This is a genomic window from Laceyella sediminis (assembly GCF_003003125.1).
GTDB lineage: Bacteria > Bacillota > Bacilli > Thermoactinomycetales > Thermoactinomycetaceae > Laceyella > Laceyella tengchongensis.
Window position 1 is genome coordinate 359,378 of sequence record NZ_PVTZ01000002.1, and the last position, 23,618, is coordinate 382,995.

At 44.7% G+C, this 23,618-nt stretch carries 28 protein-coding genes, 1 tRNA gene and 1 pseudogene; 28 read left to right on the forward strand and 2 right to left on the reverse strand.

The genetic code is table 11. The features are described from left to right. Positions 1-41 precede the first annotated feature (41 nt). Positions 42-653, reverse strand: coding sequence for a poly-gamma-glutamate hydrolase family protein (locus CLV36_RS04505; protein WP_106341873.1), 612 nt, complete (start codon positions 651-653; stop codon positions 42-44). 289 nt (positions 654-942) lie between these two features. On the opposite strand from CLV36_RS04505, the gene CLV36_RS04510 reads away from it, so the two are divergent. The 18 genes from CLV36_RS04510 to CLV36_RS04590 all read left to right on the forward strand — a co-directional run bounded on the left by CLV36_RS04510 (position 943) and on the right by CLV36_RS04590 (position 15,468). After that, positions 943-1,905, forward strand: a complete 963-nt coding sequence (locus tag CLV36_RS04510) for a metal ABC transporter substrate-binding protein (protein WP_106341874.1) — start codon at positions 943-945, stop codon at positions 1,903-1,905. Then, entirely contained in the window at positions 1,902-2,660 is a 759-nt protein-coding gene (locus tag CLV36_RS04515) for a metal ABC transporter ATP-binding protein (RefSeq protein WP_106341875.1), read from the forward strand. Before CLV36_RS04510 ends, CLV36_RS04515 begins: the two co-directional genes overlap by 4 nt. Positions 2,661-2,709: 49 nt before the next feature. After that, the gene (locus CLV36_RS04520; RefSeq protein ID WP_106341876.1) at positions 2,710-3,564 is read left to right on the forward strand and encodes a metal ABC transporter permease; all 855 of its coding nucleotides are present in this window, start codon (positions 2,710-2,712) and stop codon (positions 3,562-3,564) included. 35 nt (positions 3,565-3,599) lie between these two features. Further along, a complete protein-coding gene (locus tag CLV36_RS04525) occupies positions 3,600-4,028 on the forward strand; it encodes a Fur family transcriptional regulator (protein ID WP_022738588.1) in 429 nt (142 codons plus the stop codon). A 309-nt stretch (positions 4,029-4,337) separates the two neighbouring features. After that, positions 4,338-5,699 (forward strand): TldD/PmbA family protein, encoded by a 1,362-nt coding sequence (locus CLV36_RS04530; protein WP_102991179.1) that lies wholly within the window; start codon positions 4,338-4,340, stop codon positions 5,697-5,699. Between the two features lie 61 nt (positions 5,700-5,760). Next, positions 5,761-6,252: a tRNA adenosine(34) deaminase TadA gene (gene tadA / locus CLV36_RS04535; RefSeq protein WP_281257235.1), complete on the forward strand. Its 492-nt coding sequence runs from the start codon at positions 5,761-5,763 to the stop codon at positions 6,250-6,252. Positions 6,253-6,362: 110 nt separating this feature from the next. After that, positions 6,363-7,652, forward strand: coding sequence for a sensor histidine kinase (locus CLV36_RS04540; protein ID WP_181352824.1), 1,290 nt, complete (start codon positions 6,363-6,365; stop codon positions 7,650-7,652). Then, entirely contained in the window at positions 7,630-8,046 is a 417-nt protein-coding gene (locus tag CLV36_RS04545; RefSeq protein WP_106341878.1) for a response regulator, read from the forward strand. The genes CLV36_RS04540 and CLV36_RS04545 overlap by 23 nt, the downstream gene beginning before the upstream one ends. Positions 8,047-8,054: 8 nt before the next feature. Next, the gene (locus tag CLV36_RS04550) at positions 8,055-8,336 is read left to right on the forward strand and encodes a DNA-binding domain-containing protein (RefSeq protein ID WP_245888278.1); all 282 of its coding nucleotides are present in this window, start codon (positions 8,055-8,057) and stop codon (positions 8,334-8,336) included. Positions 8,337-8,476: 140 nt separating this feature from the next. After that, entirely contained in the window at positions 8,477-8,950 is a 474-nt protein-coding gene (locus tag CLV36_RS04555; protein WP_106341880.1) for a hypothetical protein, read from the forward strand. A gap of 26 nt (positions 8,951-8,976) precedes the next feature. Further along, a tRNA-Ser gene (locus tag CLV36_RS04560) sits at positions 8,977-9,068 on the forward strand. Positions 9,069-9,201: 133 nt separating this feature from the next. Further along, positions 9,202-10,251 (forward strand): tyrosine-type recombinase/integrase, encoded by a 1,050-nt coding sequence (locus CLV36_RS04565; RefSeq protein WP_106341881.1) that lies wholly within the window; start codon positions 9,202-9,204, stop codon positions 10,249-10,251. 87 nt (positions 10,252-10,338) lie between these two features. After that, entirely contained in the window at positions 10,339-11,238 is a 900-nt protein-coding gene (locus CLV36_RS17165) for an HNH endonuclease signature motif containing protein (protein WP_181352825.1), read from the forward strand. A 201-nt stretch (positions 11,239-11,439) separates the two neighbouring features. After that, positions 11,440-11,718 carry a hypothetical protein gene (locus tag CLV36_RS04575; RefSeq protein ID WP_102991185.1) on the forward strand — a complete coding sequence of 93 codons (279 nt, stop codon included), beginning with the start codon at positions 11,440-11,442 and terminating at the stop codon, positions 11,716-11,718. Next, positions 11,705-12,328, forward strand: coding sequence for a hypothetical protein (locus CLV36_RS17595; protein ID WP_245888279.1), 624 nt, complete (start codon positions 11,705-11,707; stop codon positions 12,326-12,328). The genes CLV36_RS04575 and CLV36_RS17595 overlap by 14 nt, the downstream gene beginning before the upstream one ends. Positions 12,329-12,403: 75 nt before the next feature. Next, positions 12,404-13,303: a phage terminase large subunit gene (gene terL, locus CLV36_RS17600; protein WP_245888280.1), complete on the forward strand. Its 900-nt coding sequence runs from the start codon at positions 12,404-12,406 to the stop codon at positions 13,301-13,303. A gap of 106 nt (positions 13,304-13,409) precedes the next feature. Further along, positions 13,410-14,897: a phage portal protein gene (locus tag CLV36_RS04585; protein WP_245888289.1), complete on the forward strand. Its 1,488-nt coding sequence runs from the start codon at positions 13,410-13,412 to the stop codon at positions 14,895-14,897. A 127-nt stretch (positions 14,898-15,024) separates the two neighbouring features. Continuing rightward, positions 15,025-15,468: an N-acetylmuramoyl-L-alanine amidase gene (locus CLV36_RS04590; protein WP_181352826.1), complete on the forward strand. Its 444-nt coding sequence runs from the start codon at positions 15,025-15,027 to the stop codon at positions 15,466-15,468. 74 nt (positions 15,469-15,542) lie between these two features. Here the strand turns inward: CLV36_RS04590 and CLV36_RS04595 are convergent, their stop codons facing one another. Continuing rightward, positions 15,543-16,952: a helix-turn-helix transcriptional regulator gene (locus CLV36_RS04595; protein ID WP_102991188.1), complete on the reverse strand. Its 1,410-nt coding sequence runs from the start codon at positions 16,950-16,952 to the stop codon at positions 15,543-15,545. Positions 16,953-17,250: 298 nt separating this feature from the next. On the opposite strand from CLV36_RS04595, the gene CLV36_RS04600 reads away from it, so the two are divergent. The 10 genes and pseudogenes from CLV36_RS04600 to CLV36_RS04645 all read left to right on the forward strand — a co-directional run. Next, the gene (locus CLV36_RS04600; protein WP_106341882.1) at positions 17,251-17,535 is read left to right on the forward strand and encodes a hypothetical protein; all 285 of its coding nucleotides are present in this window, start codon (positions 17,251-17,253) and stop codon (positions 17,533-17,535) included. 328 nt (positions 17,536-17,863) lie between these two features. Beyond that, positions 17,864-18,022 (forward strand): hypothetical protein, encoded by a 159-nt coding sequence (locus CLV36_RS17170; RefSeq protein WP_181352827.1) that lies wholly within the window; start codon positions 17,864-17,866, stop codon positions 18,020-18,022. 36 nt (positions 18,023-18,058) lie between these two features. Next, positions 18,059-18,553, forward strand: coding sequence for a hypothetical protein (locus tag CLV36_RS04610; RefSeq protein WP_102991191.1), 495 nt, complete (start codon positions 18,059-18,061; stop codon positions 18,551-18,553). Between the two features lie 41 nt (positions 18,554-18,594). Beyond that, complete coding sequence (locus CLV36_RS04615) at positions 18,595-18,876, forward strand: hypothetical protein (protein WP_102991192.1); 282 nt, start codon at positions 18,595-18,597, stop codon at positions 18,874-18,876. Between the two features lie 159 nt (positions 18,877-19,035). Beyond that, on the forward strand, positions 19,036-19,671 hold the full coding sequence (locus tag CLV36_RS04620) for an arylamine N-acetyltransferase family protein (RefSeq protein WP_223248083.1): 636 nt from the start codon (positions 19,036-19,038) through the stop codon (positions 19,669-19,671). A gap of 12 nt (positions 19,672-19,683) precedes the next feature. After that, the gene (locus tag CLV36_RS04625) at positions 19,684-20,643 is read left to right on the forward strand and encodes a radical SAM/SPASM domain-containing protein (RefSeq protein ID WP_102991194.1); all 960 of its coding nucleotides are present in this window, start codon (positions 19,684-19,686) and stop codon (positions 20,641-20,643) included. Between the two features lie 4 nt (positions 20,644-20,647). Beyond that, positions 20,648-21,385 (forward strand): AAA family ATPase, encoded by a 738-nt coding sequence (locus CLV36_RS04630; RefSeq protein WP_102991195.1) that lies wholly within the window; start codon positions 20,648-20,650, stop codon positions 21,383-21,385. A 2-nt stretch (positions 21,386-21,387) separates the two neighbouring features. Further along, positions 21,388-22,212: an aminoglycoside phosphotransferase gene (locus tag CLV36_RS04635; RefSeq protein ID WP_102991196.1), complete on the forward strand. Its 825-nt coding sequence runs from the start codon at positions 21,388-21,390 to the stop codon at positions 22,210-22,212. Between the two features lie 497 nt (positions 22,213-22,709). Beyond that, positions 22,710-22,892 (forward strand): annotated as a pseudogene (locus CLV36_RS04640) (hypothetical protein); the annotation flags it as partial. A 628-nt stretch (positions 22,893-23,520) separates the two neighbouring features. Continuing rightward, a partial coding sequence (locus tag CLV36_RS04645; protein ID WP_146130594.1) for a phage holin family protein occupies positions 23,521-23,618 on the forward strand: 98 nt, incomplete at its 3' end.

Sequence of the window (23,618 nt, forward strand, 5' to 3'; positions counted from 1 at the left end):
TATTGGGGGTGAAACGGCTTCTTTGTTGTACACAACTGCACTCAGGGTTGTGAAAGTGTGGAGATCGCTTTTCGTACCGTATCGACAAAGGTGTGGAAACGTGAAGTAGGCCGTTTACGCCCAGCAAGCCCGCTTCCTTGGAAAAAAGTGCGGCGGAGTCCGCTGGTCAACTCCAGTTGTACCCCTTGCTTGCGCCGGCCGCGGTTGACGATGTTTTCCGGTTCTCTTCCGCCTAGGCGGGGAGGGGGATCGATGGCGGCAAATCCTTGCTGGGCCAGGCATTTTTTTATGTGTTGCCGCCAAGTTTCATCCAATCCGCCTACATACACCTTTTCCTCGTCTCCTGCTGCTCCGTGCAGGGCGAGAATCCGTTCACACTGGTTTGCCAACAGGATAGCCAAAGGCTCATCAAAGCGGGTGGAAGTCAGGTGCAGACGGTGGTTGCCCCGTGGTTTGTCACCGCTGAACAGATAACAACTCCAGTCTCTGCTAGCGATTGCTAGGGCCAATTCACTCGTTCCCGTTTCGATTCCGCCGCCATGGATGGCAAACACGCCGAGTTGGGGCGAACGGAAATGAAGGTGAATGGAATAATCTTTCCCCACCTGTTCATGGCGGGATAAATCCTTGTAATTAACATATCGATCTTTCATGGCTCGCTCCTTTTATGCGGGATTGTTCACCGGCATCCCGGCGTTTTCCCCATTCAAAGTCGGTAAACCTACCGTTAATCCTTGGTGGGGAAGGATAAACTAAGATAGATACGGGAGATCAGACAACCAGTGAAGGGGAAAGGTGAAGCCGCCTGGCTTAGGAAATGTAGGGTCCTCATTTCCCTATTGGTCAAATCGTAATATTTACGATTTACAAGATTGGTAGCTGGGGCTATAATGAGTAGTAGAATCTTATGAAACGAAATCAATCTATTGTAGGTGATTAGAAGTGAACAAAGGGTTGATCTTTCTTGCGGCAACGTTGCTGATATTGACCGGATGCCAGCCAGGTACTGCCGCAAACCAATCGAGCAACAACCCCGGCAAGTTACAAGTATATACCAGTTTATTTCCGTTTGAGGATTTTGCCAAAAAAATTGGTGGTGACCATGTTCAAGTTACCAACTTGATTCCGCCAGGCGTAGAGCCACATGACTTTGAATTGACGGCAAGGGACATGACGGCCCTCAGCAATGCCGACTTGTTTATTTACAATGGTGCTGGCATGGAAGCGTGGGCTGAAAAGGCCGCAAGAAATTTGGATACCAAGCGGACATTGGTAGTGGAGACTACCAAGAATCTGCCGCTGTTGAAAAGAGAAGAGCATGAGCATGGTGATGAACATCATGGGGAAGATCATGGTGATCAGCACGACCATGGCGACTTCGATCCGCATGCCTGGTTGGATCCTACTTTAGCCAAAAAACAAGCGGAAGCGATCCGTGATGCGTTGATTAAGAAAGATGCCAAGCATGCAGCGGATTACCGCAAAAATTTTGAACAAGTGGCGGCGGAGTTGGACAAACTGGACCATGAGTTCCAATTCGTGGTCAAACAAGCGCCGAAGAAAGAGTTTGCCGTTTCCCACGCCGCTTTTGGGTATTTGGCGCATCGCTATGGCTTGAAGCAGATGGCGATCAGCGGATTGTCCCCCTCCGATGAGCCGAGCCCGCAAGAATTGAAGCGCATCATTGAAGAAGTCCGTGAACATGATATCCGGGTGATCTTGTTTGAGACACTGGTAAGTAGTAAAATTGCGGAAGTGGTGAAAAGAGAGGTCAAAGCGGAAGCGCTTGTCCTCAATCCATTGGAAGGTTTAACAGAGGAGGAAAAGGCCCAAGGCATGGACTATTTCCAAGTGATGCGTAAGAATAAGGAGCATCTCGCCAAAGCGCTGGGCGTGACCCAATGAAAGAACATGTGATTGAAATTAAGAATCTGCATTTTTCATATGAAGAGCAACCGGTCTTGGACGGGATCAATCTGGTGCTGGACCGCGGGCAATTCCTTGGCTTGGTAGGCCCCAACGGTTCAGGTAAATCGACGCTGATCAAATGCGTGTTGGGCATGTTGAAGCCAGAACGTGGGGAGATTCGCCTATTTGGCCAGCCTGTGCGCCATGCCCGATTGGGAGGCCGAATTGGCTATGTTTCACAAAAGGCGAACAGTTTCAATCTGGGCTTTCCGGCTACTGTCAAAGAAGTGGTCGCTTCGGGTTTGTACGGGCAACTTGGACTACTGCGCCGGATGGGCCGTTTAGAATGGAAGAAGGTGGACCAAGCGATTGCCAAGGTTGGGCTTAGTGCGTTCCGTGACCGCAATATCGGCAAGCTATCGGGCGGGCAACAACAACGGGCATTTATCGCCAGAGCCTTGGTGGCCGATCCAGATCTGCTTATTTTGGATGAGCCAACGGTGGGGGTAGACGCGAAGTCGACCGAACAATTTTATGCGCTGTTGACGGAGTTGCATCGCCATCATGGCTTGACGTTGCTCTTGGTTACGCATGACATCGGCGTGTTGTCCACTTCTGTTGATCAAGTAGCCTGTTTGAATAAGCGTTTGTTTTTCCACGGTGACCCGGACGAATTTGCCCAACGGGAACAAGAGATCTTGACCCAAGCCTATGGGCATGACATACAAATCGTCAGTCACCATCACCATTAAGACAGAGTGAGATGGGAGGGAGGCGCCAAGTTTTGGGGCGCCCTTTCGTATGTTTGATTTGCTGATCCAATATGAGTGGATGAGAAATGCCCTGTACGCGGGCGTGATTATCGGTTTTATTTCACCCTTGGTGGGGGTGTATTTGGTGGTGCGCCGCCTTTCCCTCATCGCTGATGCTTTGGCGCATGTTACGTTATCGGGCGTGGCGGCCGGTTTGCTGATGCAAAAAGAAGTCGCCTGGTTCCAAGGAGTGAATCCGCTATACACGGGCATGTTTTTTTCCTTGGCGGGATCGATGTTTGTTGAGAAGGTGCGTAGTTTGTATCGGTCTTATCAGGAGCTGGCCATTCCGATCCTTTTGTCTGGAGGTATCGGACTGGGAGTGGTGCTGATCAGCGCGGCTGACGGATTCAATGTGGATATTGCGGGTTATTTGTTTGGTAGCATCTTAGCCGTGGATGAAGGCGAGTTAACCCTGATCGCGGGGATCGGCATACTGGTTGTCTTGTTTTTCCTCTTTTTTTACAAAGAGATGTTCGCTTTGTCTTTTGATGAGGAGCATGCCGTGTTGACGGGGATTTCGCGCAAGATAATCAATCTGTTGTTCATGCTGGTCGTGGCGCTGGTGATCGCCGCTTCAATCCGTGTGGTGGGGATTTTGCTGGTGTCGGCCCTGATGACGATCCCTGTCGCCGCCAGCCTGCAATTTACTAACAGCTTCCGCCAGACATTGATCTGGTCGGTGGTCTTCTCCCAATTGGCCGTGTTCAGCGGGTTGTTCGCCGCATATTATCTCGACTGGGCCTCTGGGGGGACGATCGTCCTCGTCTCTGTGGCGATTCTGTTGCTGATCCTGGCAGTGAAGAGAATCGTTCGCATTTTCCGTCGCAACCCAGTATCATAGAAAAGTAAGGACCAGGCGATTTAGGAGCGATAGCGATGGATATCAAACAAGCGCTTAATCTGTTGAAACAGAACGGATATAAGTATACCGGTAAGCGGGAAATGATGGTGCAGCTCTTCTTTGAAGAAGGGCGTTACTTGACAGCCAAAGAAGTTTTGGATTTGATGCAGAAAGATTATCCAGGTCTTAGCTTTGACACAGTGTATCGTAACTTGGCCTTGTTTGAGCAGTTGGGGATTGTCGAAGGGACGGAATGGAACGGTGAACGGCGCTATCGCATTCATTGCGGTGGTGATTCGCATCATCACCATATCATATGCACCGAATGCGGTCGCACGCGCGCGATTGAACTCTGTCCGATGAAGGCGATTTTCGGCCAGCCGGAGAATTTTGAGATCACCGGCCACAAGTTTGAGATATATGGCATATGCGTGGAGTGCAAAGAATACGAGAAAAATGCGTAGGATCTTGTTCAATATGGCCGATCGCCCTGCTCTCCCGGGCCGGGGAACGAACAGACACAACGGACGCATGATTGAGGCATGTCCACCCTTGTCGAGGGGAGCGGCATGTTTTTTTTGACGTCCGGCATGCACCTGTTCTTCCTCCCGGCAAATTGTTCTTGGTGAAAAGGAAAAAGGTAACCGTTGTAGAAATTAACAATTCGCCCTAGTGGACGCAAAGGCTATGGGGCGGTGAATATTTCCGGGGAAATAAAAATAATGGCTTGGCAAACGCTTGGTATCTGAATATTCGGATCGAGGTGGCCGGAGATGAAAATAAAGGAACATATGGAAGGAAAGCGGTTGTTGCAAGCCTGCGATTATGTGATGGATTATGGGAAACAGGTTGCTGACCAGGTTGCTTGTGCGATTTTAGGCCAGTCGCATTATCTGTCGCGCCTTGATAACAACCAGATTGTGCAACATGTACGCAAACGTGAGTTGCAATTGGTCGTGCGGGTGATATTGGATGGTCGGTTGGGCATGGCCTCTTGCAATCAGTTGGATGAGGAAACCCTGCGGATGACGGTGGAACATGCTGTGCGATTGAGTCAGTATGCGGATGTCCAGCACTTGCGGACGAGTTTCGTCAAACCAGAGCCGATCCCTCAAATCATCGGCTTTGACGAGGCGACAGAGCAAGTTTCACCGCTAGAAATGGCCAAAAAGGTGTATGTTATTGCGGAAGCGGCCAAAGCGAAGGGATTGATCGGCGCCGGTTCTTGCCAGGTCTCCATCCAAGATCATGCCGTTGTGAACTCAAGGGGCGTCCGTCTTTATGGGCGGCGTAGCAAAGCGGAATTGCATGCGGTTGTGACCGGGGAGTCCGGTTCGGGATACGACACGGACACCAAGCGTTCTTTCTATGAGCTGGAGGCGGAGCGTGTGGCGGAAACAGCCAGAAACAAGTGCTTGGCGAGCCGGCATCCGATCGTGGTGGAGCCGGGGACGTATCAAGTCTTGCTGGAACCAAAAGCGGTGGCCGATCTGGTGACCAATTGGGCTTGCTACAGCTTTAACCCCGTTCTTTATCATGAAGGGCGCAGTTTCGCTTCTACGCGCATGGGTGAACCGTATCTGTCTCCACTGTTGACCATCAAGGAAAATCCGCTGGATGAAATGGGGTTGCCTTTTCCTTTCGATTGGGAAGGGCAGGCGAGGCGGCCTGTCACCTTGGTTGACCGGGGCAGAATTAGCGGCATGGTCTACGACGATTGGACAGCGCGGAAAGTGGGAACCCAGTCAACGGGCAGCGCTGTATTTCCCCTTGAAGATATGCGGGGAGTGGCACCTTCTTTCTTGGAAGTCGAAGCCGGAACCTGCTCATATGAAGAGTTGATTAAACGCATGGACAAAGGAATTGTGGTAACTCGATTCAATTATTTGGCCACTGTCCATCCCAAAGAGACGGTCATGACGGGAATCACCCGGGACGGCACCTTTCTCGTTGAAAAGGGAAAAGTGGTGGCGCCAATCAAGGACTTGTGCATGAGGGAGAGCGTCGTTCAAGCTTTGCAACGGATTGTGGCAGTGGGGCGGGAAAGCCGAATGATCAGCCATGCGCGGGGATATTGCCGCACGCCCGCGCTTTTGATCGACCGGTTTCGGTTTACGGATACTGCTGATCACTGATGGAGTCGGGAGACCTGACAAGGCTCCATGTGTTATAATCGCCGCAGAGGTGAATAGCGCATTGGAACATGAACGTTGGATGAATGAAGCTTTGCAGGAAGCCAAAAAAGCAGAAGCGATTGGGGAAGTCCCGATTGGGGCGGTCATTGTCAAAGATGGGCAAGTGATCGGCAGGGGTTACAACTTGCGCGAGACGCAACACGATCCCACCGCCCATGCAGAGATAATTGCCATTCGCCAAGCGGCGGAGCGCGTGGGAGGGTGGCGGCTGAATGACTGTGATCTCTATGTTACGTTGGAACCGTGCCCCATGTGTGCGGGGGCGATTCTGCAAGCACGCATCAGACGGGTGATTTATGGAACGGAGGACCCCAAAGCGGGTTGTGCCGGGACGTTGATGAATATATTGACAGATGGACGGTTCAACCACCAGACAGAAGTGATCTCAGGCATAAATAAAGAGGCTTGCGGCGCCATTCTGACCGAATTTTTTCGGGCGCTCCGCCAGCGGAACAAAGAGAGAAAGCGACAACGGCAACAGGAAACCTCTTAGACGGAACAAGAGGTTTCCTGTTTTTCAGTTTGCGGGAATCAATAATATTAGATTATTCGGATGATTCGTGTATAATGTGTTTGCGTCTGTATGTGAGGAGGTGGATAAGCATGCAAAGGCGGATGGATTGGTTGTGGCTAATTGCCGTTGTCCTCGCGGTTCCGCTCGCGGGCGAATACAATGTGCATCCATTTCAAGATGATTACCGGGTGAGCATGAGCATTCCTATTTATTTTTTCGCCATCTTGTGGATTCGGCGGTATTCCCCGTTGACGATTGGGCTGGCGGTCTCCATAGCGGTCGTGGCCTGGCGGAGCGGATTGCATGCTTGGTTTTATGGAGGAGTTGATTTGGATGTGTTCCTCGGCGACTACTTGCCTTCTTTTTCCTACTATTTGACATACGCGGCTCTTTTGCATTGGGTGCGGGTGCGGGATTACCACGACCAACCCTTTGTCATTTTATTGATCGGCTTCGGCACCGAAGTGATGAGCGGCATGGTTGAATTGATGTTGCGCAAGCAATTTGGTCCCGCGGAGTTCGAACTGAGGCGATTCACTTATCTGTGGATCATTGCTATGATTCGCAACCTGACTGTGATTGGTGTGTACGCGATGATCATGTTCAAGCGGGAGCGGCAGGAGAAACAGCAAAAATTGATGATGCTGGCCGGTTTGTATGAAGAGGCACATTACATGGACAAGTTGCTTGACCAAGCCAAACAGGTGTCTCATGACGTCAAGCAAGTGCAACAACTATTGCAGGACGGGAGCACGGACCGGGATGAGATGATCCAGCAATTGCGGCAGATTTGCGTGCGATGCCACGAAATTCATAAGCATCTGGAAGTGATTGATGTGGGGTTATCCCGCTTGATGAAACGGGAGCATGCACCGGACGAAGTAAATGTGCATGAGCTGTTGGAAATCGTTTACTTGGCGGGGCGCAACTATGCTGAGCGGAAAGGGCGGCGGATTGAGTTTATGCGCCATGTCTATGGGGAACATCCCCTGTATCCGACCAACATGATGCTGTCCATTTTGACCAATCTGGTCAGTAACGCGGTTGAAGCGATCGAGCGGAGCGGAGTGGTTAAAATCACCGCCATCTATGACAAAGATTGGGTGCATTTTCAAGTGTGGGACAATGGGCCTGGCATCCGCCAACCGGTGGAGCGGGTGTTTGTCGAGGGCTACACGACCAAATGGGATGAACAAGGAAAACAATCGACGGGAATCGGCTTATTTCATGTGAAGGGCTTGGTTGAAGAAGCTGGGGGAGAAGTGAAGGTGTGGAGCGACCAGCAAAAACGGGAAACCGAATTCACCGTCTCCCTGCCCCTCCCCTTGCGTCGCCCGGAACGAAAGGAGGAGAACCATGCGCATTTACATTGTGGATGACGATGAGGCTGTCCGCTTGATGCTGACCGACCTGATTGAGGACTACGACCTGGGTGAAGTGGTGGGGGAAGCAGATGACGGGAAAGCGATTTCGACAGAGTTGATGATCAACAAGAGAGTGGATGTCCTGATCATTGATTACATCATGTCGGGTCGTGACGGTTTGGAAACGGTGGAGCGGTTAAATGCTGACGGATTTGACGGCAAGATCGTGATGATCTCCCAAGACCATCATATCGAGAGCATCTCGTTGACCAAAGACGAGATTTATTACCATTTTGAAAAGCCGCTGAACCGCTTGAAGGTGCAACGAGTCTTGAAAAACATCAAACGGGAGTTGGAATATGAAAACAAGCCTTGCCGCAGCTTAAAGAAATTTGCCAAGCGCCGGTGATGAAGCGGATGGGGACGCAGGTGACAGAAGAGGAATTGCGCAAATTGGAAAAGTCTGTGCGTCAACGCATGCGGCGCGCCATCCGTGTAGCTTTTGGCAATCTGGCGGCGACGGCGGTGCATCAAGGATATGCTCATGAGCATGTGGTTCGGTATAGCGGTTTTTTCGGTGGGGCTGAACTGAGCAAGATGGTTCAGCATATGCGCCAACACCAAGAGTACCATGTGCGGTTGGATACGCGAAAGTTTCTAATCGCCTTTTATGAATTGGCCAAAGAGGACAGCCAATGATCATCCGCATCCTGCCTTAGTTTCGATCGCCCTTTTCACGAGAAAGGGCATTTTTTTTTGCCAACCCCTTGATTCTTTTTGAAGTTTTTTGAAGTGCACCAGTTACGATAAGGATACATTCTAGAAAAGAGGTGGATAAGATGGGAATCCTTACGCAATTGGTGCAATGGGTGCTGGGGTTGGGCATTGGGATGTTGGGATTGCAGATGATGGATGAGGCGCAAGGCCACGCCGCATCGTCGCCGCTGGAGGCACTGTTGTTTCAATTCTTGTCCGTCGTGTTTCCCGTCGTTTGGATGAGTGCGGTCGTGTGGTTTACCCGCCCCACGATAAACAAAAGATTGCGCCGCATTCGTCACGCCGTCATTTTGGGGTTGCAACTGCTGGTGATCATCGCCATCTTGATTGGTTGTGCTATTCCTAAGACAGTGGACACATTTGACCGATGGGAACCGATGTCCGAGGTTCAACTGCAGATGCAGGAAGATGATAAGCCAATGAGAAAAAGGGACAAGAGCGGAGAAGGGCTCGCATCAGCTCTTCTTTGTTTTTGTGTAGCCGGGCAAAGGAAAAGTGGGAGCGAAGGCTTGATTTTTTTTGGCATTTCGATATAATATATTAGTGTTAGTATTTAACTTATGGAGAGATGTCCGAGTGGTTGAAGGAGGCGGTCTCGAAAACCGTTGTGCGGGGTAACCCGTACCGTGGGTTCGAATCCCACTCTCTCCGCCAATAATATCAACGTTTTTCACGTTTTAAAGGCGTTATTTTAAACGCCGGAAACCGGTAAATTAACATGATAACCGTTGAGGTGCGTTACCTGTAACCGCGTGTCGCGCGCGTGTTGAAAGGTGGCGCATTTTTTATGTCCGAAAAACGGAAAACACCGGTAAGAGAGCGTAAGGGTAAAAGTCACGTCAAAGAGCGCAAAGCAGTGGTTAGTAACGTTAGTATGGTGCAGGAACTAACCTTTGATGAAGCGCTAGAACTGTTTGTAACCGCGAAGAAAGCGGAGGGCATGCGCCCGCGCACCATACACGACTACTACAAGCATATGGAATGGTTCCGGCGGTTCCTTTCGGAATTCTACCCGGATGTTACTACAATACAACAGTTAACACCGGAAGTCATCCGTAGTTATATTACGTATATGAAGGATGAGCGTAGCCCGTACGAAGGGGACGAGCGGCGGGAAAAAGCCATAAAGGGGTTATCGGTGAATACGATAAATATCCGTTTACGGACGCTTCGTGTGATGTGCCGTTTTTGGTATAGTGAAGGTTATTTATCCGCTAATCCGATGGAGAAAATAAAGCTACTTAAATCGGATAGCGTTGACGATTTAACCGGATTTACTGATACGGAGATAAAGAAGCTGTTGGGAGCGGTAGACACGCGGCAATACAGCGGTTTTAGAGATAAGATTATCAAGCTCTTATTGCTCGATACTGGGATACGCATTAATGAGTTAGTTAATATCCGTATTGAGCATTTAGATACGAAACGGCTAACGCTTACTATCCCGGCAGAGGTAGCGAAGAACCGGAAAAGCCGCGATATACCGGTTAGCCGCAAGGTAATGAAAATGATTACGGAGTTACACGAGGAAAACAAACAGTATTTTGACGAGCAAGATTACGTCTTTCTTACCGCTTACGGCGAGCCTATGATACCGGATACTTTCCGCCGTCGACTGTGGAAGTACGCAGAGGAAGCGGGAGTAGAACGGGCAACACCGCATATGTTCCGTCATTGTTTTGCTAGAAATTTCCTTTTGAATGGCGGAGATGTCTTTACTTTGCAAAGGATTCTATCTCACTCGGACATCGCTACCACCAGAAGGTATATACAGTTAGATACGGAGGACATAAAAGCGCAACACATGAAGTTCAGCCCGGTAAATAAATTTCTTTAGATAAGTGTGCGAAACAGCGTTCCCATCGGTAATGTATATCGAGGGGTTTAAACCCGGAGATTTACGAACGGGAGGGGGAATGTTACATTGTTCGAAACGACAAATAATTACGGAGAGATTTGGTTAAAAGGTAATTCTAACAAAAAGCCATTGAAATACGAAATTTTACCTAATGGGTGTTATAAAGTTGTCGGGCGCAAATTAAGAAAAGACGGGCGCGGGCGGATTTGTATAAACGGCAAAGAAACATATATCCACCGCGCAGTTTACGAACACTATTACGGAGAAATACCGAAAGGGTTTGTTATAAGACACCTTTGCAATTTTGGTGGTTGTATTAATATTGAACACATGGAATTAGGTACACAAAAGGATAATGTGCAAGACATGATTAAAAGCGGTAGAACGCGCGGAAAAGTTAATTCATTTGAAAAAATACAACCTGATTTTTCTTTTAAAGTAAATAACGATAGTCCATTTCATAAACACATGACAATTGATGTTAAAATAAACGAAGTAACACGCTGTTGGGAAGTAGTTAACCGCGTGCCTACGCCCGACGGATACTTTAGAGTAGCGGACGGTTTTGCTCACCGCTTTATGTATAAAAAATTTCACGGCGACATACCTAAAGGTTACGTAGTAAGGCATAAGTGCCACAATAGGGCTTGTGTAGCGCCGCATCATTTAGTGATAGGTACGCCTAAAGACAATGTAGAAGATAAAGTAAAATCAGGTAGACAATTAAAAGGAAGCACGCACGGTATGTCAAAATTAACGGAGCTACAAGCTATTTTTATCCGCATAATTTCACCGTTGATTAATACAAAAGAAAATCAGAAAGCGGGTTTAAAGCAAGAAGAAGTAGCGGAGTGGTTTGGTTTACGGCAAGCGTATATTAGCGCTTTATTATACAATAAATCGTGGAAGCACCTACCAAACCATAAAGAAATCCGCGAAATAGTCCGGGAAATCGACGTATCATAAATACTTATAATCTAATGGCGCTTATCGGTTAATTTCCGGTAGCGCCTTTTTATATGACATGCCTTTCCGTTGCCACGTGTGGCGTAGCGGTTGGGCATGTTTTATATCATAGTTCATTTCCCCTTTATAGCCGCGCGGGTTCCTCCCCTTCCCCACGACGTACATAGCGTTCCTAACGCTAAAACAAAGGAGGTGCTAACGATGAGAACCGATTATAAACGGATGAGGGAGTTAGAACAAATTATACGCCCGGATAAATTACAAGCATGCTTACGATATTACGAGGAAATGAGCAAACCGAAAGGACAGCGTAAAAGCCATAAAGAATTGGCGGAAGAATTCGGTATTACGGAAATGACGTGGTGGAGATGGCGTCAAGACCCGGAGCCGACAGGAACGCGAAGAACGAATAAAGAAACTAGAAAACATAGCCAATCTACTAGAAGAAAAAGAAAAATTAACTCCGTTGCCGACGTATGAGCAACGTTATTTACTCGACACGTTAAAAGAATTGAAGAAGTTAAAACGGGTACACCGCGCCGAATACGATTTGTTGTATTTTATGTTGGAATACTTTAGTGAAGACGGGAACCCCGGCAATCCCGGTAACCTTATTCCAACGGGTATTAACTACGATAATAGCGCGCTTTTCCACAAAGAGTTATGCCGATTGCTTGATGAAATTACGATGGGTAAAGTCAAATCAAACGTAGCATGGTGCGTAGGGCGGGGACACGCTAAAACGGCATACCTTTCTAACGGGTACTTATGCCACCAACTGGTATACCGTCATAAAAAATATATTGTTCTTGTATCAGAGACAACCGGCGTTGCTGGGGATTTCATCGGTTGGACACGGAACCAGTTAAAGCACAACCGGAAATTGCGGGAAGACTTCGGGGAACTGCTGAGCGCGCAAAAGACAAAAAACATCGCTGACAACAACGAAGAGTTTATAACGTACGAAAACCAGAAGGTAGAGGCACGCGGAATCGGTACGCAGGTGCGCGGACTAAGGAATAACGAAACCCGACCGGATTTGTTTCTACTGGACGATTTGGAAAGTAAGGATAACACGAACACACCGTAAGCTATTGCAAAGAATAAGGCGTGGTTTTGTGAAGAGTTACTAGAAGCGTTAGATGTTTCCGGCATGTGCATTTACATGGGTACGATTGTTGCTTACGATTCCTTGTTAGATTGGGTAATCAAGAAACGCAAGGATTTTAAAAGCCGTAAATTTCCGGCTATTCTTAGTTGGAGTGAGCGACCCGATTTGTGGGACGAATGGCGTAAAATTTATAACAGCGATGACCCGGAAGCGTTGGAGAAATCCGACGAGTTTTTTAATGATGACAAGGAAGAAATGTTGTGCGGAACACAGGTACTATGGGAAGCGCGATTTAGTTATTTAGATTTGATGAAGAAGAGAGAAAACAACGGTATTAAAGCATTCAACCAAGAATACTTAGGTGAACCCACCGACGAAGAGCGCCAAATTTTTAAACAGGATTATTTCCATTATTTCACGGAAGAAGAGATAGCCGGTAGGGATTTTGATTACATTGGGGCAATTGACTTTGCTATGGGTAAGGAAAAAGGAGACTATTCAGTAATTGCGACACTAGCGAAAAGCAAACAAAGTAATGTTTGTTACGTTGTAGACGTGTTTATGGAAAGGGTACATCCTGACGTCTTATTGTCGGAAGCAGTGCAAAGGGCGTTACGTTTCCAGTACAAGGCATTGGCTGTTGAAGCACAGCACGCGCAAGAGTGGTTTGCCGATAAGTTAGCGGAGAAATTGCAGGAACACGGATACCCAGCCTATACACGACTCAAACAAATTAAACAACGGACACGTAAGGAACTAAGGATTGAAGCATTATTACCGGATATTCAAGCCGGAAGAATACGATTTAAACGGGATATGAAAGACGTACTCGAGCAGTTTTACATGTACCCGATGCACAAGCATGATGACGCGCCGGACGCTATACAAATGGCGTTTACTTGCGCGAAAGGTTCGCATGTCACTGTAAGGACAAGTAAAAAACGATTGCGCTAACGTGCAGGAGGTGAAAGCGTGGGAGCCTGGAACTACTTGACGTTGGGAGCGCAGGAACTGGATGAATTTCTTTTCTCTCCGTTCCAGCAAGCGATAGGTAAAGCAAATTAGGTACTACGAGTATTACAACGGTAAACAGCACGTTCACCCACATACCGGGCAACTCGTAAAGGCGGAAGACTTGCCACGCCCAACCGGTTTGGACTACGACCCCACCAGGTATACTACGAACTATTTTAAAACGTTCATTCAACGTAAAAGCCGGTGGCAAATGGGCGGTAAGCACACCGTAAACGTAACCGCTAAAATGATTGACCCACCGGAAGAACAGGCGGCACCGGATTATACCCCATTGCCGGAACAGGAGAAGGAAAACAAACGTGCCGAAGGTTACGAACAACTTTTGCGCCAACTGTGGAAAGAAAACAAAATGCGGGAAAAGTTGCTACAGGCGGCGCGTGACCGACTGATTGCGGGGCGCGTCGGTTGTAAAATTGTATTCAACCCGCGTACCGGTAAAATTCATTGGGTGTTCCGCCCGGATTATGAAATATTTCCGGTATATTCCGATGATGATTTTGAGGAACTAATTGCCGTCCACTTTGTCCACGCTTTCGAACGTGCTAACAAAGTATTCTACCGAAAACAAACGTTTTCACTAGAAAACGGTGAGTGCTTTATTGAGGAAGCTGACTATACGGAAGATTTGAAACTGGAACAGGTGATTACCTCGAAATCACCGTTAGGTACCGACTTTATCCCAGTTGTGCTGTTCCCTATGTCTGATTTGAGCGGTAGCGAAGGGTTAAGCACCGAAGCAGAAGACATTAAACAGCAAACCGACGTACTGAACCAACTAAACGAAGACGCAATAGATAGTTTGAAATTTGAAATGTTTAGCATGACGGCGTTAATTAACGTGCCGGAAGGTACTTCTAATAAACTGCAAATTGCGCCCGGCTCGGTACTAGAGCTAGCAGGCGGGTTAACTGATGGTCAAACACCGGAAATTAAAAAGGTAGAAGGCGGGTTTAGGTGGAAAGATGCGTACAAAGACACCTACAACCGAATTAAGGGCGCCTTGCATGAGATTACCGGTATTCCAAATATCGTACCGGATGAGTTGAATTTTGGCGGATTAAACGGAGAAGCGTTACACCTGTTGTTCCATTCCATTATCAGTGAGACGGAAGAACATTGGTTAATCTGGCAGGAACGCTTACAGGAACTGCACGAAAAAACCGTTAAGTATTTGCAAGCACGTTTAAATGAGCCTAACTTCGCTTATAACAAAGAAGTTGTACGGTTAATTGGTAATGACTACGATAACGAAATTAAATTTGCGTTGCCGTTGCCGGATAACCGGAAAGAACTAGTTGATTTGTTGACGGTTGAAACGGCTAGCGGATTTGAATCTATCGCCGGCGCTATGCGCCGTTTGGGCGTTGAAAACGTGAAGAGTAAGCAACAGGAGATTGACAACGAGAAGAAATCACGTATGAAAATGTTCGACCCATATAACGAAGGTAACGGCGAACCTGAAACGCCGGAAGATGAAGAATCAACCGAAGACAACGAACCACATGCACTTTAACCAGTGCTTTTTTCTTTTGCCTTACGGAATGGCGTTAAACTTTCGGATTAACAAAACTTCGTAAGAAGGAGTGTTTAGTAAATGGAAGACAACAAACAGTTTGAAAACGTGCAAGATAGCGCCTTATGTGGCCCAAAATGCACCGGCTCGAACCAAACAAATCCAAAAGGCCATTAATGATCAGGTGTTGTCTTATTTGAAGGGTTACGGAATTGGGGCACATGGGAACCCGGCTAAAAATGATAGTCAGGCGGCGCGTTCTCGAATAGCTGTTTTGCGTGATACTCGGATGCCTGCGGTACTGCTGGAATGTCTGTTTATTGACAATGCCAAGGAAAATGAGCTGCTGCGTGACCAAAAGTTCTTGGATGGATTGGCAAAGTCTATTGTTAAAGGGCTGGCTGTTGCTTTGGGATTAAAGAAGAAAGTGACAAAACCAAAACCGATGTATAGGGTGGTTGTAGATGATAAGGAAGTCATGGATACAGCCTATCATAGTAAAATTTTAGATGAAGTATTAAATGGTCTTGAAAAGAAAGTAAACCAAATCAGTATAAAAAAACTAGATTAAATGAAATAAACGCCCTCCATTTATCTTATGGAGGGCGCTAATTCCTTAATAAAAACTATTCTTGGTCGTCATCCTCACCGCGTAGCACGGTCAAGCGGAGCAATTTCATAAATCTCATCCTCGCTTTTAATATTGAGTTCTTTTTGCAGGTAATATAACTTTTCACAGTAATTACGGAACTGTTTCTTATCGTTCATCTTATCAAAACAGTCCGCCGTTTTCAATAAGGCCGTATATTTCCTCTGTTTGTAGCCATACTTTTCTGCAAGTTCAGCCGCTTCTTTGTAATAAGGTAAGGCTTCTGAAAACTGATTTTGAAAATAGTGGACATTACCCCTGACAGTTAGGGCCTTTGTCATTCTAAATGCATCCGGGTTTTCACGCCCAATTCTAAGGGCTTCCTCTAAATGATGAGTTGCTTGATGCCAGTCCTTTTTGGCTATAAAGAATATTCCGAGATATGTGTGTGCTTCAACGTGTCTTCGTGGAGCCTTTTGCTTTTTATCAGAGTATAGTGCTAATTGAAAGCGGTCAAATGCCTTTTCATACTCTTGAAGTTGCAAATAAATGCTTCCAAAGATGATCAGAAAATCGAGATAAGGAGTTTTTCTGTTTTTCCAACGGCTTCGGGCAATTTTTAGACCCATATCACAACACTTAATGGCATCATCATATCGCTTTTGGTTACGTAAGAATATTGATCTGAATTTATAAATGTTGAGTATTGGGTAATCATCATAACTATGATCTAATTTTGCTACTTCCGGCCATACGTTGTCCAGTAACCTCGATGCTTCGTCGTTCTGTGATGTTTTTAACAAGTAAAGGACTTTGTTTCCCAGTAGTTTGTATTTAACTCCTTTGCGCTCTTTACTTTCATCATATTCCGACAAACCTAAGTTGACATAGACAAGAGCCTGATCTATGTCATGTTGTACATAATAACACTTAGCGATTTCGCAATAACACGCGGCTATGATATTATCCTTTGGTTTATGGTTATACTTCTCCTTACATAGCTTGATTGCATATTTAAACATTTTTTCAGCCTTTTCCCATTCTTTTTCTTCATAAAAGATAAGTCCCTGAAGATAAGAGATGAACGGTGTTAAGGGATGATAATCTTCAAATTCCATTTTTGATAATAGTTCTTTTGCCGCTCCAAGGTGATCATCTTCATTATCAATGATTGTTTCGATAGCCTCTAGTTGTTGGTAAATTTCTTCCATTTCCGCTTCTGCTTCTTTCGCTAGTTCTAAAACGCGATCTTCATCTAAATCGAGTTTGTTTAAATAGATTTCAAGTGTTTTCGGACTGATATTCCCTTTTGCTTTTTCTATGTTGCTAATTGAACCTTTTGATATTGTATGGTCTGTTAAATCGTCCATTGTTTTTTTTAATTCCTCGATTCTTCTTTTCCTTATGACATATCGAATAGTATTGTCTTCTAATCGAATCTGGTTTTCCTCTACATTGATTTGCATTTGATCACCCCGCCTGAAAGTCTTTGTATCTATATATTATACGCAAATTCGGAAAAGTCAAATTCCTGTTCATTATGATCGATGAACAAAATGAACAAATCTGTTTTGGGAAGCGTTGTTTCGTCCTACTATACAGATAGAAATCGAAAATGTTTAAAGTCAATTTTAAACAGGAAAATTATTGAACTTGTTTTTGGAATTGGCTTATAATTTGGTTATATAAGAACAAAAGTAGTTGATTTCAATTGATTTCTGGGGCCGATTTAAAAAAGGGGTAAATAAGGGGGTGGAAAAATAAATGATATTAAATATGGAAGGAACTTCTGAAGAAATAAAACCTTTCATTGAAAAAATCGAATGTCAACCATATGTTGACTTGTTTGATAGCGCCTTCAATTGCGGAGAAGTTCAAAAACAAGATCGAGTGAAAATGACTTGTTATCTTGGTGACGAGAAACAACGCTTTATAAAGTGTGTCTTGAGTACAGTAAGTGGAGATTTAGAAATTCCTTTGGTGCATTTTATGGAGGTAAAGATAGGTAAAACTATCTCAATCTATGGCAGAACATTCGATATTTTTTAACAAAAAAGAGAGCCAAACAAAATTGGCCCAAGATTCAAAAATATAACGTTGCCTCTATTATAGCATTTGGATAGTGAGTGGAGTAGTAGAAAGGAGCCAAATGCGTGGAGGAAATACGTTTCTATTTTGATGATCTAGAAAAAAAGCTCAATGTTGTTCATGTTTCTACTGGAAAAAGAAAGGTCATCAAATCTCAGAAAAAAATACAACGGTTTTTAAATACACATGGAGTTACATTGGAGCAATGCAAGAAGGTCAGACGTGATGTGGATCGGATGGGATTGTTTAAAAGGAAATTCTTCTTATTCAAAAATAGGAGGTACTTTGTATGAGCAGAAATGGCTTTTTCAACATCAATCATGAGAGTGTCGGTGAAATGGATTGGATTTCGTTTGGGTTTGAGAGTGCAGCTATTGTGCCAATCGAGCCACCAAAGCAGGTTATTGATTTGACTTATGACAATGGGGTTTGGAAGTTTCTTCAGTAGTACATTGAGGATGAAACTGCCTAGGAAGGAAACAGTATGTCAATTTCCGATTTTTCCGCGAAGTTAACAATGATTATTCGTGATATACAAAAGTCTTTGCAACACATCCGAACCAATCAAAAGAAAATAAATCGGGTGTTGAGGGATGCACATGTGCTAGACCGTTCGTTGGAAGAAGCCCGAATAGAAACATGGGGCTTTGATGTTAACCACATTATCAAAGAGATTGTAAGGGTTTTTATCCGTGAAAGTCACCTAGACGATGCTTATGACGAGTTAATAGAGTTAGTGGACGATGTGACGGAATACGTCGACAAAGACCGGGTTATGAGCGATGAAGAAGTGGTAGCTATGCGCATGATGTGTAAGGACTTGGCGAATTGTGAAAGTTTAATGCGCCAAGCGTGGATGGTAACTGATGTGAACCAGTTGGTAGCTAATGTAGCGAATGTTGTACAACTTCTAAGTGAAATCCAACGGTATCAGAACCATCTTATTTGTACGGTTGAAGTGAAGGAAGATGGAAATTAGATTTTGGAACGTGTAAAAAAGTTCGGTGGGATGTTGATCGGATGGGGTTGTTTAGAACAGGATTTGCTTTCCGGTTGGTATGCGGCAAATGGCTGAAATTTGTAGTGATGCGTTTAAGTTCGATTCAGAATAAACAAAAAAACGAAGTGTTCTATATGTACGGTAAAAACGGAAATGTTGCGGCGGTTGTCGGGTTCGGTGCAAGTGGCGCGTTGTACATGCCGCTTCAAGCGGATTATACAGCGATAAAGAAGAATCAAGTGCCTGCGAACACGGTGTTGGAAATGTCATGTATTAACGGGGTTTGGCAGTACGTTCAGTAATCCAAATGGAGTGGACATGTTCTTGAATAGGAGATCATGTTCACTCTATATGTTGGGATTGATGAAGGGAGGTGAAGATAGATTCTATTAAATCAATATTTACAGACTGTTGATATTGATTATTCTGACCTCTCTTTAGACTATCTTGGGCTTGTCACAATTCAGAATCAACACTTACTTACACTACCTTATCAAAATATCAGTTATTTCAAAAGAGGGGATGATTGGATTACTTTTGATGACCCTGAATTACTAGTCAGCAAAACAATTTCCAGATTATCCGGGGGTATTTGCTACCATTTAAACTATTCGCTTTATTGGTTGCTTCAGGAACTCGGATTCAATTGTATTTTAATATCTTGTTATTTATCCAGATTTGATCTAGATCATATGGCAGTAATTGTATCTCTGGATCAGCAATATCTCGTTGATGTAGGGTTTGGAGAATTCTTTTTTAGAAATCCGATTCCGTTAGATGGAAATGTTGTAGAAGAAATCAGTGGTTATTACAGAGTTAAAATGAGCAAGGAAACTGGAAGATTCCTATTACAACAAAGAAAAAAGAAGAGATGGAAAACTAGATATAGTTTCAATCTGAATCCCAGACAATTAAAAGATTTTGAAGGCATATACCAATGGCTTATAAGTAATCCAAATGCCTATACCACAAATGTCATGTTTAGAAAGCAATTGAAAAAAGGTTATTTGGGTCTCCATAACGATAGGTTAACGATCATTGAAGGTAATGCCATACGAAGGATGCAGATTCCTTGGTACCGCAGTCTTATTGATTGAGGGGGGAAAATAATGTTTAATCATCATATTGAATCAAACGGAAAGAAATCACTAAATTTCTTGTGGCTTGAAATCACTGGAAAGTGTCAGTTAGAATGCACACACTGCTATGCCGCTAGTGGACCTAATGGAACACACGGGCATATGACTAAGGATAGTTGGGCACGGGTTATTGAGGATGCAGCAGACCTTGGTGTAAATTCATTGCAATTCATTGGGGGAGAACCAACACTACATCCTAATTTTTCGGAACTGTTGAGGTTGGCTGTTGAACGAGGGATTGAGGTAGAGGTTTTTTCAAACTTGGTTTATATTACCCCATCTCAATGGGATTTGTTTTCTGAAATGGGTGTATCATTAGCAACTAGTTGGTACTCTGATGATGCAAATGAACATGCGTCCATTACAAATCGAAAAAGCTTTGAATCAACGAAAGCAGGGATTAAAGAGGCTGTTCGACGTAAAATTCCTATACGGGCAGGGATTATTGGGGTACAAGAGGATCAGCGGGTAGAGCAGGCGAAACAGTTACTAATTGACTTGGGTGTGGACGAAAATAAAATTGGTTATGATAATTTACGTCAAGTTGGCAGAGGCGTCCGGGATGCTCAACCTGGACTAGATCAGTTGTGTGGAGGTTGCGCGGATGGAGTTTTGGCGATTTCCCCGTCAGGTGATGTTTGGCCGTGTGTATTTTCCCGGTGGATGACTTTGGGGAATGTGTTGAAACAATCGCTAATTGAGTTGTTATCGAGTCAGGAAGTAGTAAATGCACGCGAACAACTTAAGGAATATTTTATATATATGGGTTCTGATGATGACGATGATGAATGTTGGCCGGAAACAAAGTGTAGACCAAAAGACCTCTGTGAGCCACAGTGTCCACCAAAGTGTTCCCCAGCTTGTAACCCATGTCATCCGGGTAGAATTTGCTGGCCAGATTATTATGGAGGAGATAATAAAGGGTGGTAAATAGTTGATTATAAATAAAGTTTCTTGCCAAATCGATTCAGCAAACCAAAATCAATGGCCATTTAATGTTCCAGCAGTTAGGCAGATTATAGAGAAGGGGTTTAAGTTTACAAAACCCGTCACCTTTTTGGTAGGTGAAAATGGGTCAGGAAAGTCGACGATTGTTGAAGCGATTGCCGAAGCTTATGGATTGGATGCGCATGGAGGCCGTGCAGGGCGTAAGTTTGTGAACGACCGTCCCAAAACACCGTTGGGAGAAGTTGTAGAATTACACTATACTCCTATTTGGGCAAAACGTTTTGCATCTCCAAGGAGTAGGAAAGGTTACTTTTTACGGGCAGAGACTGCTTTTGGATTTATGTCTTTTGTTACAGGTTTACCGGGATATTGGGAGGAAAATGTGATGGAAATGAGCCACGGTGAGGGATTCCTCACCGTGCTTAATACAATGTTTTCTGATCCTGGCTTATATCTAATGGATGAGCCAGAGGCGGCGCTTTCCTTTTCTTCCTGTTTGCGTCTCATTGCTCTCATTCATCGTCTGGCTACCATAGGAGGACAGGTGATCTGTGCCACTCATTCTCCACTGTTGACAGCACTCCCTGGCTCAGAAATTATCGAACTAGGGCCTCATGGGATTGAAAGGGTTCCTTGGAAGGAGACTTCTTTAGTTAACCACTGGCGCCGTTATTTGGAAGACCCGGATTTTTATTTGCGTTATATTTTGAATGAGGAGGAGTAACAGTGGATGGGTTGGAAGATTATCGAACATATATGTCTAAAGCTATATTGAACGCTACCTCCTATTTTAATGTAGTCTTACAGGGGAAACCAACTTTCGGATGGCATGATCGATCCATTGGCTCCAAAGCCATTCGGAATCAGGATGAGTTTTGGCTCCGTGTAGTTTCCGAAAGGAAAAAGTGGATACAAGAAGTTTGGTGGGAAGGTAATTTTGCCGCTAATAACATTAAAGGAATCCCAAAACCTTATGTGATTGATATTTACGAGTGGGAAGATGGGAAAATTCAATTGCGGGCAGAGTTAATGTCTTTTGTTAAAGGTCTTGTCTGTTCTTCCACACAGGAAATTAGAGCTTATATTGATCTCCCGGAAAATTGGTGGTTGGCATTACGTAATTCTCTTTTAAAGCTTTCTTGTTGGGAAACAGATCGTATTTTAACGAATCAAGAAGACGTCACCCATCAATTTTTAGTTTTTTATGGTGATGATGTTAACTCTAAAGTGACTAAATGGACTACAGCCCATAGGGATTTACATTGGGCTAACTTAATGGCTCCAGAGCTGACTATTCTTGATTGGGAAGGTTGGGGCTTGGCACCTGCCGGATATGATGCTGCCACTTTATATTGTTATAGTTTACTAGTTCCCAAAATAGCGAAACGGGTATATGAAATCTTTGCCGATATTCTTAATACTCCAGAAGGAATCCAAGCCCAACTTTATGTTATCACTCGGATGCTCCGCCGAATTGATAAAGGTGATTACATTGCTCTTGCAGGGCCTTTACATCGCCATGCAAGAAACCTTCTCGCTAAATATAGGTGAATTGACTGAACCATAAAAAGCGGTTTGTGGCATTTTCGTTAATGTCAATCATAGGTTTCACCTTAGTGCGCCTATAACTATCTCTACTTTAGCTATCCACTCTAACAATACTGGAAAGTGTGGGAACGGTACTACATCAAGGATGAACCGTTTAAAATAGGAATGATTGAGGGAGACGTTGTGAAGTATTATGAAGTCCAACCGTATGACTTTGACGAGTTGGATCAAGTGAAGCAACGGAAACTTGAACTCATTAAAGAAAAAAAAGCGAGTGTATGAATAAGCCCAACTGAGGCTTTATTTTTTTGTACCGTTTCCAGTGTTCTGTTGAAGTTACTCTTTCTATTATCTTATATGTTTATAACAAAACAGTAGTAATAGTAGTAGGGTCTGTGGATAATGTGTATAACATTATTTGGACTAGTAATAAGTAAGAGTCATTCGTGTGTATAAAATGTTGATAAGTATGGTTGATTTACCCACAATGCTGTGGATAATTAAGCCGACAAGCCTTACGAATCATTTAACAAAATATTACTTTCTCCTTAGTAATCAAGACATTAGCTCTGTTACTCATCATTCCGGGTTGGCGGACTCTCTGGATGGCAATCTTCGCGGATATGGGCGCAACATTGATTGTTACGTTAAACGGATTGCGATTACTAAAAGTGAAAGAATAAATTTGAAATGGCCCGACTTTTTAAAAGGTCGGGTTGTATATCCATTAAGGAAATGGTGAGGAAGAACCTTCTACCATTTGTTCTACCAAACGTTCTACCACGCGACTTATTTTGACCTGAACATAGGTAAACTTAGAGATGAATAAACCCTTTAAATTAAGGTGTATTAAACCCCCGTAAACCTAAGAGGAGGGTATGAAATCGAACTCGAAAACCGTTGTGCGGGAATTACCCGTACCGTGGGTTCGAATCCCACTCTCTCCGCCAAACATAAAGGGTTCCGCGATTGCGGAGCCCTTTTCATTTTGCCGATGATAATCTGTCGGAATTAATTTAGTTGGCAACCGATATTGTTCAGCGACATGTTCCTGCTCCTCCTACCCCTCAGCCTCCTGATCCGAAAGAGGTGTTTTGTGAGAAGGTCTCTTCTATGAACTTTGATCAGTCTTCTTCATTGGAAGAATTGAAATCAATATTAAGCGAGCTGAAGGCGGCTTTACTGGATTTTTATCAGTAAGTCGCTTTTTCATGTTTTACAGAGGTTGTACGATGCAGATCATTGAAAACTGGAGTGAGTTTATTTTTAAATTTTCTGTTGGGGCCGTAGGTGGATTGGTGGCCTAACTGTATGGGGGGGTGGTCAAATTCATTAAAGGCTCTGTTGATTTTTGTAGTGATTGACTATGTGAGTGGCTTTTTCGCGGCCTGTAAAGAAGGGAAGTTATC

Coding starts and splice junctions, on each gene's coding strand:
- CLV36_RS04575 (WP_102991185.1), top strand. CDS start 11,440: ATGAGAACCGATTATAAACGGATGAGGGAGTTAGAACAAATTATACGC.
- CLV36_RS04505 (WP_106341873.1), bottom strand. CDS start 653: ATGAAAGATCGATATGTTAATTACAAGGATTTATCCCGCCATGAACAG.
- CLV36_RS04615 (WP_102991192.1), top strand. CDS start 18,595: ATGGGGTTGTTTAGAACAGGATTTGCTTTCCGGTTGGTATGCGGCAAA.
- CLV36_RS04565 (WP_106341881.1), top strand. CDS start 9,202: ATGTCCGAAAAACGGAAAACACCGGTAAGAGAGCGTAAGGGTAAAAGT.
- terL (WP_245888280.1), top strand. CDS start 12,404: ATGGGTACGATTGTTGCTTACGATTCCTTGTTAGATTGGGTAATCAAG.
- CLV36_RS04625 (WP_102991194.1), top strand. CDS start 19,684: ATGTTTAATCATCATATTGAATCAAACGGAAAGAAATCACTAAATTTC.
- CLV36_RS04530 (WP_102991179.1), top strand. CDS start 4,338: ATGAAAATAAAGGAACATATGGAAGGAAAGCGGTTGTTGCAAGCCTGC.
- CLV36_RS04520 (WP_106341876.1), top strand. CDS start 2,710: ATGTTTGATTTGCTGATCCAATATGAGTGGATGAGAAATGCCCTGTAC.
- CLV36_RS04545 (WP_106341878.1), top strand. CDS start 7,630: ATGCGCATTTACATTGTGGATGACGATGAGGCTGTCCGCTTGATGCTG.
- CLV36_RS04550 (WP_245888278.1), top strand. CDS start 8,055: ATGGGGACGCAGGTGACAGAAGAGGAATTGCGCAAATTGGAAAAGTCT.
- CLV36_RS04610 (WP_102991191.1), top strand. CDS start 18,059: ATGTCAATTTCCGATTTTTCCGCGAAGTTAACAATGATTATTCGTGAT.
- CLV36_RS04525 (WP_022738588.1), top strand. CDS start 3,600: ATGGATATCAAACAAGCGCTTAATCTGTTGAAACAGAACGGATATAAG.
- CLV36_RS04515 (WP_106341875.1), top strand. CDS start 1,902: ATGAAAGAACATGTGATTGAAATTAAGAATCTGCATTTTTCATATGAA.
- CLV36_RS04555 (WP_106341880.1), top strand. CDS start 8,477: ATGGGAATCCTTACGCAATTGGTGCAATGGGTGCTGGGGTTGGGCATT.
- CLV36_RS04595 (WP_102991188.1), bottom strand. CDS start 16,952: ATGCAAATCAATGTAGAGGAAAACCAGATTCGATTAGAAGACAATACT.
- CLV36_RS04600 (WP_106341882.1), top strand. CDS start 17,251: ATGATATTAAATATGGAAGGAACTTCTGAAGAAATAAAACCTTTCATT.
- CLV36_RS04540 (WP_181352824.1), top strand. CDS start 6,363: ATGCAAAGGCGGATGGATTGGTTGTGGCTAATTGCCGTTGTCCTCGCG.
- CLV36_RS17170 (WP_181352827.1), top strand. CDS start 17,864: ATGAGCAGAAATGGCTTTTTCAACATCAATCATGAGAGTGTCGGTGAA.